General features: G+C 38.5%; 12 protein-coding genes and 1 pseudogene. All 13 read left to right on the top strand.

Going from position 1 to position 14,537, the window contains the following annotated elements:
• Window positions 1-800: pseudogene (locus F933_RS17265) on the top strand (DNA polymerase III subunit gamma/tau C-terminal domain-containing protein); the annotation flags it as partial.
• Window positions 801-1,260: 460 nt separating this feature from the next.
• Window positions 1,261-1,896 (top strand): vWA domain-containing protein, encoded by a 636-nt coding sequence (locus F933_RS13330; RefSeq protein WP_005062015.1) that lies wholly within the window; start codon window positions 1,261-1,263, stop codon window positions 1,894-1,896.
• 28 nt (window positions 1,897-1,924) lie between these two features.
• Window positions 1,925-2,983: a TerY-C metal binding domain-containing protein gene (locus F933_RS13325; RefSeq protein ID WP_005054295.1), complete on the top strand. Its 1,059-nt coding sequence runs from the start codon at window positions 1,925-1,927 to the stop codon at window positions 2,981-2,983.
• A 20-nt stretch (window positions 2,984-3,003) separates the two neighbouring features.
• Window positions 3,004-4,806 carry a PP2C family serine/threonine-protein phosphatase gene (locus F933_RS13320; RefSeq protein ID WP_005062013.1) on the top strand — a complete coding sequence of 601 codons (1,803 nt, stop codon included), beginning with the start codon at window positions 3,004-3,006 and terminating at the stop codon, window positions 4,804-4,806.
• 2 nt (window positions 4,807-4,808) lie between these two features.
• Window positions 4,809-6,341 carry a helix-hairpin-helix domain-containing protein gene (locus tag F933_RS13315; protein ID WP_005062009.1) on the top strand — a complete coding sequence of 511 codons (1,533 nt, stop codon included), beginning with the start codon at window positions 4,809-4,811 and terminating at the stop codon, window positions 6,339-6,341.
• Entirely contained in the window at window positions 6,338-7,399 is a 1,062-nt protein-coding gene (locus F933_RS13310; RefSeq protein ID WP_005062006.1) for an ATP-grasp domain-containing protein, read from the top strand. The genes F933_RS13315 and F933_RS13310 overlap by 4 nt, the downstream gene beginning before the upstream one ends.
• A gap of 55 nt (window positions 7,400-7,454) precedes the next feature.
• Window positions 7,455-8,573 (top strand): phosphoribosyltransferase domain-containing protein, encoded by a 1,119-nt coding sequence (locus F933_RS13305; protein ID WP_005062005.1) that lies wholly within the window; start codon window positions 7,455-7,457, stop codon window positions 8,571-8,573.
• 12 nt (window positions 8,574-8,585) lie between these two features.
• Window positions 8,586-9,404, top strand: coding sequence for an HAD hydrolase family protein (locus F933_RS13300; RefSeq protein ID WP_005062002.1), 819 nt, complete (start codon window positions 8,586-8,588; stop codon window positions 9,402-9,404).
• On the top strand, window positions 9,388-10,539 hold the full coding sequence (gene stiP, locus F933_RS13295; protein ID WP_005062001.1) for a cysteine protease StiP: 1,152 nt from the start codon (window positions 9,388-9,390) through the stop codon (window positions 10,537-10,539). The genes F933_RS13300 and stiP overlap by 17 nt, the downstream gene beginning before the upstream one ends.
• Window position 10,540: 1 nt before the next feature.
• Window positions 10,541-11,425 (top strand): HpcH/HpaI aldolase/citrate lyase family protein, encoded by an 885-nt coding sequence (locus F933_RS13290; protein WP_005054286.1) that lies wholly within the window; start codon window positions 10,541-10,543, stop codon window positions 11,423-11,425.
• Between the two features lie 72 nt (window positions 11,426-11,497).
• Window positions 11,498-12,682: a TerD family protein gene (locus tag F933_RS13285; protein WP_005061998.1), complete on the top strand. Its 1,185-nt coding sequence runs from the start codon at window positions 11,498-11,500 to the stop codon at window positions 12,680-12,682.
• A gap of 108 nt (window positions 12,683-12,790) precedes the next feature.
• A complete protein-coding gene (locus F933_RS13280; protein WP_005054284.1) occupies window positions 12,791-13,369 on the top strand; it encodes a TerD family protein in 579 nt (192 codons plus the stop codon).
• 43 nt (window positions 13,370-13,412) lie between these two features.
• Entirely contained in the window at window positions 13,413-14,489 is a 1,077-nt protein-coding gene (locus F933_RS13275; RefSeq protein ID WP_005061989.1) for a DUF475 domain-containing protein, read from the top strand.
• The last annotated feature ends 48 nt before the right edge of the window (window positions 14,490-14,537 follow it).

Genomic DNA, 14,537 nt, shown 5'->3' with positions numbered 1-14,537 from the left:
CTGAACCTGAACCTGAACCTGAACCTGAACCTGAACCTGAACTTGAACCTGAACCTGAATCTGAATCTGAATCTGCTGCGCAAAATCTAAATAGTAATATGATGGTTTTTGATGTAAGTGCGGGGCAATTGGTTGAGTTAGACACTTCAGTAGAAGTAAGCAACGTTCAAGTTGAATTTATACACTTAGAAGAAGTTTTGATTTTTCCTGTTGAAGATAATATTCGGGAACACGTTGATATTCAGCAAAATGAACAGCGCGTTGATTTACTGTTAGATGTAGTTGAGGAGACACCTTTTTCAGTAGAATCTGTAGATATTAAACAACAGCAGTCAGTTACAAGTTTAGAAGAACAGCATAAAGCTGAATCGACTGATTTAATGCCACAAGATATTTTAAAATTGCGTGAACAAGTTTTAGAGGGGGAGTGGAATTTAGAGAAGTGGGAATATTGGTTTAGAACCAGTCAACTTTCGCCAGCAGTGCAAGAGTTAGCACAGCACGGTGTTATGCAAGGGCAAATTAATGGTTCTTCGATTTTTCAAATCCCACGGGAATATGAGGGCATGCTCTCTCAATTGCAGCATGGGTTAGAAGATGCCTTAAAAGTACAGTGGCCAAATACACAATTTAACGTTGAGTATGCTGAAGTAGACTCAAATACACCTTTGATGATGCAAAATGCGCGCAAGCAAAAAGCGTTTAATCGTGCGGTTGAGTTGTTACATAAAGAACCGACTATTAAAAGTCTAGTTGATACATTTGATGCTGAACTTCAAAATATTCAATTAAAATTATAGAAGGTATACAAGTCAGTATCTTTTTATATATTTCTTAATGATTTTTATAGAAAAATACTGACGATTATGCTAAAAATGATACGTTGATATGAGCAGAGAAATTTTAGAACTCTTGCTCTATAGGAACGTATTAATTGAGTTTATTCTAATCAAATTAATATTGTAGATACCCTAAAAATATCAAGTGAAATAATAAAACTGCATAAATTTTAATTGAACAATGGGGTATATCACTAATTTTAGTAGCAAAGTTAAAAGTGTTGATTTAAAAAACTGAAAACAATTTTCTTTCTATAAATAAAATTGCATCTGTTTTGGATAGAATGTTAGAAAATTGAAGTCATTAATTTATATATTCATGGAATAACAAACGTAATCATTTTTTTCTTTGCAAAGTCCAATTGTCATCGCGTTTATTTAATTTTAAAACTTTAGCTTTACATGTTTGAGTAATCTAATTATGCGTCGTTTGCCTGTTTATATTTTGTTGGATACGTCTGGGTCTATGCGAGGTGAGCCGATTCACTCAGTGAATGTCGGATTGCAGTCCATGTTGAGTGCACTGCGTCAAGATCCTTATGCATTAGAAAGTGTTTATTTAAGTATTATTACCTTTGATTTAGAACCAAAAATTTATTTACCTTTAACTCCTTTAGATCAAGTTCAATTCGCAGAAATTCAAGCACCCAGTGCAGGAGCAACCTTTATGGGTGCTGCCTTGGAGCTTCTTGCTGAATGCGTCAATCAACAGGTGCAAACAAATACAACGGATGAGAAAGGTGATTGGCGACCTTTATTATTCATTATGACTGACGGTTCACCCTCAGATATTTATGCTTATCAACAGGTTATTCCTGTGATTCAACAATTTAATTTTGCCAGTATTGTGGCTTGTGCTGCTGGACCAAAAGCGAAACAAGAGCACTTATTGCAACTCACGGATAAGGTCGTGGTATTGGATACCATGGATGCGGCTTCATTTGCTGGATTTTTTAAATGGGTCTCAGCCAGTGTGGTTGCTGGAAGTAGTAGTGCGGGTATTTCAGGTTCAATTTCATTGCCGCCACCGCCACCTGAAGTACAGTTAGTTTTGTAATTCGATCATCAATCATTAAGGACAAAAGATGCGCCGTTTACCTGTTTTTTTTGTACTGGATTGTTCTGAGTCTATGGCTGGGCAGAATATCCAACAGATGCAGCAAGGCATACAATTGATCATGCAACAATTGCGCAAAGATCCTTATGCTTTGGAAACGGTTTATGTTTCGGTGATTGCCTTTGCTGGTTTAGTTCGAACACTAGTTCCATTGGTTGAAGTCTTTGCCTATTATCCTGTGAAACTACCTTTAGGTGGTGGTACACATTTAGGCAAAGCATTAGAACATTTAATGAATGAATTTGATCGCCATTTAATTAAAACCACTGAGGACACTAAAGGTGATTGGAAACCTGTGGTGTATTTATTTACAGATGGTCGTCCAACAGATGAATGTAAAGATGCGATTTATCGTTGGCAGAAAAAATATGCTCGACGCTGCACTTTAATTGCTTTAGGTATGGGCAAAAATGTGGATTATCAAACCCTAAAGCAATTAACTGAGCATTGTATTGCCTTTGATGAATTGAATGAACATGATTTTAAAAAGTTTTTCCAATGGATCAGTGCTTCTGTATTAGCACAAAGTAAGAGTATTGGTGATGGACAGGAACATAATCATTTACCAAGCTTAGATGAAAGCTATATGCGATTGGTGAAAGATCTTCCAGCTAAAAATACATTGGTGGATGAAAATTGTGTCACCTTTGTTGGGCGTTGCGCGAAACTCAATCGTCCTTATCTGATGAAATATGAGCGAGAAATTCAGTACAAAGCGCCACAGGATTTAAATATCGAACTTAATTTGTATCATTTTCAATTAACTGAATGCTGCAAAATAGATGAAGACTATTTTACGTGGTCTGATCAGAGTCAGCATCAGCAACAAGTCAATACAACCTTGCTACAAGGTGCACCCGAATGTCCACATTGTTTGGCTGATACTGCATTTGCAATGTGTGGTTGTGGTCAATTGATGTGTTATGACGGATTTAGTGAAGAAGCAACATGTCCGTGGTGTCGCCGCCAAGTTCGCTTTGGTTATGGTGGAATTGATGGTTTCGATGTACAACGAGGGCGTGGCTAAAATAGCCATAAGGAATAAGCATGTCTCAAGTTTTACATCCAGAGATACAAAGCGCTTTCACTGATTTATTAACGCAATTATTACAAGATAAAACCCAATCACCTGACTTGAGCGAAAATGCAGAATGGATCAGTCAGTTGCTCAAAAACAAACGTATTTATAATGCTTATTATGATTTGGCTGAAGAGATTTATGATGCGAGTGCTTTTCAATGTGAGCAACTTCCATATTTTCACCAAACTCAGCTATACCATATTTTGCAACAAGGGCGACAAGCCATTTATTTACCTTGTCCAAATAACCTAAGTGAGTTTGAGCAACCAGTTGATTCTGAAATAGAAATTGAAAAAAATACAGTTCATACAGACGTAGAAACTAGGCAATCTGATTTCAATCAAAAGACTGAGTTGCTGAGCTTGGTGCTAGATTACCAATTAGAAAGTGCAGTATCTCATGAACAAAGTCTTGATCCCCAAATGCTGGCTACAAATCTTCAAGTCGTATTGAACTCAGCACCAAATAAGGATGCGCCAAATGTCTCCACTGATATTATAGAAACGGTGAAAAAAATGCCTTATTTTCAGATTCCAAATGCACGTGTTGGGCAGATTTATCAAGCCAAGATTCAAATGCAACATCCTATGCAACAACCAGTCTATATCTGTGCCGATCGTATTGAAATCTCAGATGACTTAGGTCTGTATTTTAATCAGGACATGCAGCAGTTACAAGGAACTCCGTTGCAGGCAGGTGAGTTCAAATTAAATTTCCAATATAAAATCAATCAAGAACAAGTCGATTGGCAGCAAGGTGAAGTCACGTTCATTGTAACGCCTGATCCACGAAGCTTATGGCAAATCAATGAGCCAGACGCGAATGAACCCTATCAGAAAAGTCACAGTGATTCCGAGTATATTCAAGCAGAGAATTTTAAGATTGCTGCTTCGAGTCAACGAGGGCGTTCACATGAACATGCAGGAAGCTTTCGTGATGATGATTTTCTGATTAGGCAAATAGACAACAGTGATTGGGCAATTTTAATCGTGGCGGATGGTGCGGGTAGCGCTGATTTTTCTAGGCGTGGTTCGCAACTGGCAGTGCAGTCTATGGGACAGATATTGCTTGACGATTTAAAGCAGCGACAAGCGCACTTAGATCAACTGATAGCAGGCTGGCAAGTTGCAGAAGTGGATCAACAATTGCAAGCTTTAGGTCAGCAGTTGCAGGATTTATTTTATCAAGCAGCATTGACTGCTGTTGAGGCGATTGAACATGAAGCACATGAGCAGCAAGTGGATGTAAAAAAATTCTCTACCACATTACTAGCTGCAATCGTGAAACAACAACCTGAACGAACACTGATCAGTAGTTTTTGGATTGGGGATGGTGCAATCGCCGTTTATAGCCCTGATAAAATACGATTGATGGGCAAACCTGATGGTGGAGAGTTTGCAGGTCAAACTCGATTTTTATCTCGGCAAGTAGTCAATCAATTTAGCGCACACGTGAATATTGGTTATTTTCAAGACTGCCAAGCGATATTGCTGATGACCGATGGTATTTCAGACCCACGTTTTGAAACAGATGCAGGTTTGAATAATCTGCAAAAATGGCAACAGCTATGGCAAGAGATCCAGCCAAAATTACAGCATGAAAAACCAGATCAAGCTTTATTGGAATGGTCAAAATTCTTTAGTGCAGGGCATCATGATGATCGTACTTTGGCGGTTTTATGGCAAGATTCATTGCAAAAAAAGGTTGATGAGAACGATGATCAAAAAAGTTCAGAACTGAATGTACATGATAAGCCGCTTAGAGGTTAAAGATGAATAAAATCATTCAATGTCAAACTCTAGATGGTCGGTCGATTGCATTTGTGGATGAAGTGGTTGGCTCAGGTGCGATGAAGGATGTGTATTTTTCACCTGATAAATCTTATGTCGTCTGTTTTTTTACGAAAGAGAAAAACAGTTTTTATCAATCACAAGCAGAATTAGAGCGTCAAAAAGATCGTTTAAAAGAAATTGTCAGCAATAAATGGCAAGGAATTTTTAATAGTGCAGGTGGTGACTATTGGAAGAATGTGTTTTGTTGGCCTGATGGTTTGGTGGAATATAATGGTTTGCTTGGAATCACAGCTCCTACCTATCAACAGCCATTCTTCTTTGAATTTGGTTCAAAGAATGATGATTTTTTGGGAATTAAAGGCAAAGAAAAAGAAGGCAAGTGGTTTGCAAGTGCCAATAACCAAAATCGCTTCCTTGACGAACGAGAAAAAGGTACATGGCTGAATTATTTAAAAATTTGTATTCTGATTGCCCGTGCAGTACGGCGTATGCATGCAGCAGGCTTAGCACATTCTGATTTATCGTATAAGAATATTCTAATCGATCCTGTGACGGGTCGTGCTTGTGTGATTGATGTAGATGGTTTGGTTGTCCCAGGTAAATATCCGCCTGATGTTGTGGGAACACCTGATTTTATTGCACCTGAAGTCATACAGACCAATCATTTGACAAAGGATGATCCAGCACGGCATTTGCCAAACATCATGACAGATCGGCATGCTTTAGCGGTGTTGATTTATATGTATCTGCTCTATCGACATCCACTACGTGGCGGTTTGGTGCATGATCTCAATGATCCTCAACGAGATGAAAATCTCGCAATGGGTGAACAAGCTTTATTTATTGAGCATCCAACGGATCATCGTAATCGAGTTAAAGTAAGTCAGGTGCGTCCGAGTGCCTTACCGTGGGCTGATCCAGAAAAAATTCCTTATGATGTGACAGGCCCTTATCTTAAAGATTTATTTTTAAAAAGTTTTGTGACAGGTTTACATCAACCACAACAGCGTCCCTCAGCAAATGACTGGGAAACTGCTTTGGTTAAAACTGTTGATTTAATTCAACCTTGTTTTAATACGGATTGCAGCCAAAAATGGTATGTTTTTGATAATACCACACAACCCATATGTCCTTTCTGCGGTACTAAATTTAAAGGACAATTACCTATTTTAAATTTATACTCAGCGCGTCAAGAAGGGAGTTTTAGACCAGACAATCATCGGCTAATGGTATGGACAGGGCAGTCAATTTATCAGTGGCATGCAAATAGTCTGATCGCCCCTAATGAGCGTCTGACTGCTGAGCAAACTAAACGTGTGGGTTATTTTATTTTTCATCAAGAGCAATGGTGGTTGGTCAATGAAAATTTACCTGATCTGATGGATGTGGCGACCAAGACAGTCGTGCCGATTGGTTCAAAAATTGAATTAACAGATGGCAAGCAAATTTTATTATCCCGTCAGGATGGCGGGCGTTTAGTGGTGGTTCAGATGGTAGTGTGTTCTTCATGATAAAGTTAAATTTAAATGTTCCACAAATTGATGAAACAAAGGTTATTTCTCCGCATTCAATTGGAATTTGGTTTACTCAAGCGCATTCTTGTCAACGAGATTTAGTTTTAGCTGCAAAGCAGTTGCGCTCAGATTTTCCGATTCACGTTATTGCATCACATCAAGATTTGCGCCCTGAAATTACATCTGTAGCCGATATTGCCTTACAAGAACCTGTTTTGTCAGAACGAGTAGAATGGGTGTTGGAGCAAGCACAGCGTTTACAGGTTAAATTGATTGTTGCTGGACGATTTGGACGTATTTACTTAGAGCAAAAGCATCGTTTTGATGCACTTGGTATTCGTTTAATGGCGGGTTGTGACACTGCTGAAAACGTAGGACAGCTACATGATAAATCAGCATTTACTCAAATTTGTACTGAACATGGTATTCCTGTAGTTCCTGCAACAACGGTTGAAACAGCGGATCAATTACAAGCTGCTTATGATAAATGGTCAGCCGAAGGTGCGGTATGTGTGAAGCCTGTGACAGGAGTGTTTGCTTCAGGATTCTGGCGTTTAGACCCAAACGCTACGCCGTTTGATATGTTTCACAACAGCCAAAATTTTAAAGCCCATCCGCAGACTTTTATAGAAAGTTATCGCCAGCTCCCACAAACGCCTGCCTATTTGGTGATGCCATTTTTATCTGGGCATGAATGTTCTGTCGATATGTTCTGCGTTCATGGTGAAGTGCGTTATGCCGTGGCTCGTTATAAACATCGTGGTGATTATCAAACCTTAACTTTAGATGATCCTGCGATTGATCTTGGGCGACGTGTAGCACGTTTATTTCATTGTGATGGTTTAGTGAATATGCAAGCGCGCTATAACCATGTCGGTGAAATCTATATTTTAGAAGTCAATCCACGACCTTCAGGTGGAATTAGTCACACCTTTCATAGTGGTGTTAATTTAGTTGTTGCTCTTATTTCAGAGTTTCTTGAGCATGAGTACCAAGCGGAAGTTATGCCTGGCAATATAACAGTTCGAAATATTAGTCAAAGCCTGCAAGTTTAACTTCCAGATTTGATCGCTAAATATACCTTTTTACTGATTTGAATGAAAAAGCTTTATGATTAAGATTGAATTGCAGCGCGGTACATTAACCTTACAACCTAGCAAAGATAATGTATGGCAATGGCAAGATTTATTAGGTTTTGCCGAACGTATTAACCCAAAACGTGCTTTTTTATTTGTATCAAAAGTATTGGGTCGGCATATTCCCGTGAGCCCTGTGATTATTCGCCAAGCCTTTACTGATTTAGCGCAACAAGTTCCTGCGAATTTACCTGAACCTGTTTTGGTGATTGGGATGGCAGAAACCGCCGTTGGTTTGGGAGCTGGTGTTCATCAGGTGTTACAACGACAATATCCTGATGCTTTGTATGTCACAACCACACGACATCCTGTGGCAGACGCGCCATTACTCGTTCGGTTTTTAGAAGAGCACAGTCATGCGCAAGATCAACTGTTATATAGCTCTGCTGATCCAGAAATTCATGCTCAGATATTAGCGAGTAAGAGTATTGTTCTCGTTGATGATGAAGCTTCGACAGGGAAAACCTTTATTAATCTCATCTCAGCTTTGCAGAATGCAGGTTTAAATGAGATTTCGCATGTGGTGACTGCAACTTTAGCGGATTGGTCATCAGGGATTCATATTTCAGGTCTAGAGTGTGAATCTGTGGCGTTGATGACTGGCACATGGCAATGGCAAGATGCTGAAAATCCAAAAAAAATTGAGATGCCAAAAGTCGATACGATTGCATTTGGTGAATTTGAAGCTTTAGCGCAACCGACATGGGGACGCTTACCAGTGAAGGATACGACTGCACATATTCGACTCTCTGCTCAAGCACAAGAACGAATCTTGGTTTTAGGCAGTGGTGAATATGTTTGGTCTTCTTTTTTATTGGCAGAACATTTACACCAACAAGGTGCTGATGTGAAATTCAGCGCAATTACACGTTCGCCAATCGCAGAAGGACATGCGATTCAATCGGCGTTGGCATTTTCGGATAACTATGGCCTCGGTATTCAAAACTTTGTCTACAATATCAAACCATTAGATTATGATCGTATCCTTATTACGGTTGAAACGACAAAAGACTCAGTGGCGACCGAATTATTAGCTGCATTGCCAAATGCTGAAGTGATTAGTGCTGTAGATTACCCTCACCATATTTCTTAATTGTATGTTTTTATGACTGATTTTTTATTAAGTTCAACTCCCGTTTTAGCTCCCATTATGTTGGTTGATTTGGATGATACTTTGTTCCAAACACATCGACGGATTACACCTCAACCTGACTTTAAAATGGCAACGACTGATAAAAATGGGCAGGCTTTGGCGTATATGAATCCTGTGCAACAACATTTTGTGCAGTGGTTATTACAAAGTACACATGTGATCCCTGTGACGGCGCGTAGTGCAGAAGCACTATCTCGCGTCCATTTGCCATTTCAGTACGGTGCTGTATGTTCTCATGGTGGAACTGTTTTAAATGCCGATCTGTCAATTAACCGAGATTGGCATTCACAAATGCAGCAGGTTCTACTGCCTTACAAAGCACGATTGCAAGCTTTGATGCAAGTTATCCAACAAGCAGTTGACTTTGGCTCAATTCGGACATGGATCGTTGAAGAACAAGGTTTGGGGCTGTATCTTGTTGCCAAGCAAAATACTGAAAATGACAATCCGTATGCGCCGAATTTTTTACCAGAACTATTGAATAGTTTGAGTGATGAATTATTAGATGGGTTTTATTTTCATTTGAATGGTAATAATTTGGCGTTTATCCCAAAACCTGTCAGTAAAGCTAATGCTGCAAAATTCTTATTACAGCAACTAGATGTGCCACAACGTAGTATTTTAGGTTTTGGTGATAGTTTATCTGATGTTGAATTTTTAAATTTATGCGATTGGTGGGGCATGCCGAATCATAGCCAATTGAATCGTTGGGTCAAACATAACTTGGCTCAACAATATGCACAAGAAGGGTATTATGGCGATTATCAATAAGCAACAAGCCAGTGAATTGATTTCAAAGCAAGGGTTTAGTGGTAGTTATTTACCTGAGCAAGTAATCTTCTTATTGCGTCGTACCCATATTCAAGCAACGGATACTGTAGAGAAAGAACATTTAATTCAGTCTGGGCAAAAACACTATTCTCAAATGATTAGTCAGGAAAATGCTCCTTCTGAACGTCATTTAGTACTGTATGAAAATGCTTTGCAACAAGGGCAGCAACGTTTGGCGGAGAATGTACAACAGTTGGCTCAAACTTTAGCAACGCAATTTGTTGAGCCAATTGTATTAGTCAGTTTTGTTCGTGCGGGCGTACCTTTAGGGGTGTTGCTTTATCATGCTTTACAAGATTTGGGTCGTCCTTGTATCCATTATGGGGTAAGTATTCTTCGTGATCGTGGGATTGATTTTGCAGCATTAGAAACCATTGTTGCCAAGCATGGGCATCAATCCATTGTGTTTGTAGATGGTTGGACAGGTAAAGGTGCAATTCGACAAGAATTACAGCGTAGCTTAGGAGATGATCCTCGTTTTGCCAATCGGCCACTGCCATTAGTTGTATTAGCTGATATTGGCGGCTGTGCATGGTTGGCTGCCAGTGGTGATGATTGGTTGATTCCATCTGGGGTGTTGGGTTCAACGATTTCAGGGCTAATTTCACGAACGATTTGTGAAGGTGAACCACTCAAAGCTGAAGAGATTAATGCGCAAAATATTGACCAATGGCATAGTTGTATTGAATATACTCAGCTAGAAAAGTTTGATCAATCACAACAATTTATTAAAAAAATTAATCAAATTCGCCGTCAATGTGCAGTTCAACCGAATGCCGTTTGGACAGAAACACAACGGCAAAAACAACAGCAACAAAGCCAGCAAGTGATTCAAGACTTGGCACAGCAATATCAGATCACTAATTTAAATCGAATTAAGCCGAGTATTGCAGAAGCAACACGTGCAATTTTACGCCGTGTGCCTGATCTGGTGCTATTGCGAGATGCCGATGATGCTGACACTGCTTTATTACGCCATCTTACGGATATTACCCAGACACCAACCAAAGTCGTTGGTGATCAAATTGCACCCTATCGTGCCATTACATTAATTCAAAAATTAGGGAAAAATTAATATGTTATCTGCATTGTCATTGGGGGCAACATTATACATGCCAGCCACGCGACCAGATTTATGGCAGGTGGTGAATGGTGAAAAATATCCTGAATTACGTTCAGTTGTATTATGTTTAGAAGATGCCGTTGTCGAGCATGATGTTGAATTTGCAAAAGAGAATTTAAAAAAATTATTGCAACATTTACAACAGAATCAAAGAAACTTACAGCATCCACAGTTATTTATTCGTCCTCGTCATTTAGAAATGGCAGAAGAATTGATGCAGTGGGCAGAGATTCAGTTATTAGATGGTATGGTCTTGCCTAAATTTGGCTTATCTAATTTGAATCAATGGCATGCTATTTTATCATCTGATTTAAAACTGATGCCGACCTTAGAAACGCCTGATACATTTGATATGGGAGCGATGAAGGAATTAAGGCAAGCTTTACAACAACAGTTTCATCCTGTATTGGTCTTGCGGATAGGCGGTAATGATTTATTAAATTGTTTGGCATTACGTCGCCCAAATGACATGACTTTATATCAAACACCAATTGGGACTTTAATTTCAAATTTAGCTGGTCAGTTTTTGCCACATGGATTTTCTTTAAGTGCGCCTGTATGTGAACACTTTAGCCAAGTTAAATTATTGCAAGATGAATTGTACTTAGATATTCAACATGGTTTATCTGGTAAAACCATTATTCATCCAGCACAGATTCCGATTGTGCATCAAGCTTTTCAAGTCAATGAAATTGAATTGAAACAAGCACAAGATATTTTAAATCAAGATGCACAGGCCGTTTTTGCATGTCATGGTTCTATGCTTGAACCTGCGACACATAAACATTGGGCAGAACGAATTTTGGAGCGAGCTAAAGTTTTTGGTTTAAAAATCTAGTATTCGTTGTGATATGAAAATAATTAAATTTCATTTAAAAGTAATTCAAATAAGATAAACGAGGGTATCGCAATGCAACAATTAATTACTGGGGCGAATTTAGCTTTAACACAGCCCGAGATTCAAATAAAAATAAAGACGGCGATGCCCGAACAAATAAGTTTGGATATGAGTGCATATATTCTTAATGCTCAAGCTAAGGTGCGCGGTGATGCGGATATGATTTTTTATGGACAAAAGCAAACGCCAAATCGTAGTGTGGAATTGCTAGAATCCACGCATAAGACGCCTTACTTAGCCCAATTTAATGTCAATACCCACTCATTAGAAGCTGAAATCAGCAAAGTTTCGTTTTGTGCTGCAATTGACGGTAACCTAACCATCAATGCAGTTCAGGATATTCAGATTGAGCTGTGGGAAAATGGTCAATTGTCTGCCACAGCAGATATTAAAAGTGCAGAAAAAACTGAAAAAGCCTTAATTTTGGCAGAAGTTTATCGCTATAAAGAATCTTGGAAATTCCGTTTTGTGAATCAGGGTTTTAATGGTGGATTAAAACCATTGTCAGAATACTTTGGTGTGGAGATTAGTGATGCACCACCTGCTGTACAAACTGCTCCAGTACCGCCAAAACCTGAGAAATTAAGTTTAAGTAAGATTAGTTTAGATAAACAAAACAATAGGATTAACTTAACAAAAAAAGATCAAACTTTCGGTGAAATTAAAATTAATCTAAATTGGAACCAAAAAACTGCTACAAAACAAAAAAGTTTCTTTGACAAAATGCTGAATCAAGGCAAAAACATTGATCTTGATTTAGGGTGTCTGTTTGAAATGCAAGATGGAACAAAATCTGTGGTTCAGGCACTCGGTGATTGTTTTGGGAAATTCCAAACATTTCCATATATTCAGTTATCTGATGATGATCGTACTGGAGCATTGCAAACAGGGGAATGGCTGCGAATAAATGGGAGAAATTGGGATCAAATTCATCGTGTTGTGATTTTCGCTTTTATATATCAAGGTGTTCCAAACTGGGCTGAAACGGATGCTGTTGTGACCATATATGTTCCAGAACAACCGCCTATTGAAATTCGTTTGACTGAAGGGCAACCATTAGGTATGTGTGGAATCGTTGAATTGATGAATCAAAAGGGAAATATAGAAGTACGAAGACATGTTCAATATGTGAAAGGTCATAAAGAGTTAGATCAAGCCTTTAATTTTGGATTACGTTGGGTTGCAGGTAGCAAATAAAATTAAAATTTAGCTTAATTTTATATTGAAAAATCCTTTAAAAATTAAGCTTATATTTTTTGTAGTGTAGAAACTAATTATAAACTTCAATCGAGGAGAATAGACAAAATGGCAATTAGTTTAAATAAAGGTGGAAATCTTTCCTTAAGTAAGACAGATCCAAACTTAGTTCGTATTTTAATTGGATTAGGCTGGGATGAGCGTGCCACTGACGGTGCCGCATTTGACTTGGATGCGAGTGCGTTTTTATTAACTGCAACTGGTAAAGTTCGCGGTGATCATGATTTTATTTTTTATAATCAACTTAAATCACAAGATCATTCAGTTGAACATACAGGTGATAACCGCTCTGGGCAAGGTGATGGTGATGATGAAACCTTATTGGTTGATTTATCTAAAGTGTCTCCTGAGATTGAAAAAGTTGCGATTACAGTCACTATTCATGATGCTCAAACACGTGGACAAAACTTCGGTCAAATTGCCAATGCATTTATTCGTGTCGTAAATAAAGATACAAATGTGGAAGTTGTCCGATTTGATCTTGCAGAAGATTATTCAACAGAAACAGCAATGGTTTTCGGTGAAGTTTATCGTCATAACGGTGAATGGAAATTTAAAGCGGTTGGACAAGGTTATTCTGGTGGACTTGCTGCAATGTGCCAGCAATATGGAATCCAAGTCGGTTAATTTTAAAAATCATGATGATAAGATTCTTATCTAAAGAGGCACAATGAAACATTTTCGTTTCTCAATTATTTTCACTGTAATCTGCTTGGCTTTATCTGCTTGGTGGGGTTTTAGCCATGGACCGCAAGCAGGGATTCAATCCATGCTTCGGGTGTTGTTGATTACTGCAATCTTAGCAGTGATGGAGGTTTCTCTATCTTTTGATAATGCCGTGGTAAATGCATCGATTTTACGCCATTGGGACGAGTTCTGGAAAAAGATATTTTTAACTGTTGGTATTCTTATCGCTGTTTTTGGGATGCGTTTAATTTTCCCAATTGTGATTGTTGCAATCACTGCTGATATTGGAATGGTCGAAGTTGTAAAAATGGCTTTGAATGATCCAGTTCTGTATTCAGAAAAACTTCTAGCTCATCATGCTGAAATTGCTGCATTTGGTGGGATGTTTTTATTACTCGTATTTTTAAATTTCTTGTTCGATGATGGTAAAGACACCCATTGGTTCCATTGGTTAGAATCTAGACTAGCGAATCTCGCTAATGTTCCTGCAATGTCTGTATTTGTTGCCATGATTGCACTGCTGATTATGGTGAGTTTAGTTAATGTAGAAACGAAACTCGTGGTGACTTTAGCTGGAATCTGGGGCATTGTTGTCTATGTAGGTGTTCAGGCGTTGGGGCATATACTTGAAAGCAGTCAAGCAGAAGAAACTGTAGACAATGAATCGAAAGCAACAGGCGCTTCAAGTACGATTGTAAAAGCTGGTATTGGTGGTTTTTTATATTTAGAAGTACTTGATGCTTCTTTCAGCTTTGATGGTGTAATTGGCGCATTTGCGATTACTACCGATGTTGTCATCATTATGCTTGGTTTGGCAATTGGAGCTATGTTTGTCCGTTCAATGACCATTTATTTAGTGGAAAAGGGTACCTTAGAAGCATTCATATATTTAGAACATGGTGCAATGTATGCTATTGGTATGCTTGCTGCAATCATGCTGTATACAGGTACAGGCGGTCACGTTCCTGAAGTTGTGACAGGATTAATTGGTGTTGCATTTATCATTTGGGCAGTTTTTTCATCGATTGCTTATGAAAAGCGACAATCAAAATCTTCATAAAATATATAGATATAGTAGATAAAATCTGTTATATCAAATAGCAAGTAA

This window comes from Acinetobacter beijerinckii CIP 110307 (assembly GCF_000369005.1).
Classification (GTDB): domain Bacteria; phylum Pseudomonadota; class Gammaproteobacteria; order Pseudomonadales; family Moraxellaceae; genus Acinetobacter; species Acinetobacter beijerinckii.
The sequence above is the reverse complement of the archived record's forward strand: the minus strand, read 5'-3'. Positions and strand labels throughout refer to the sequence as shown.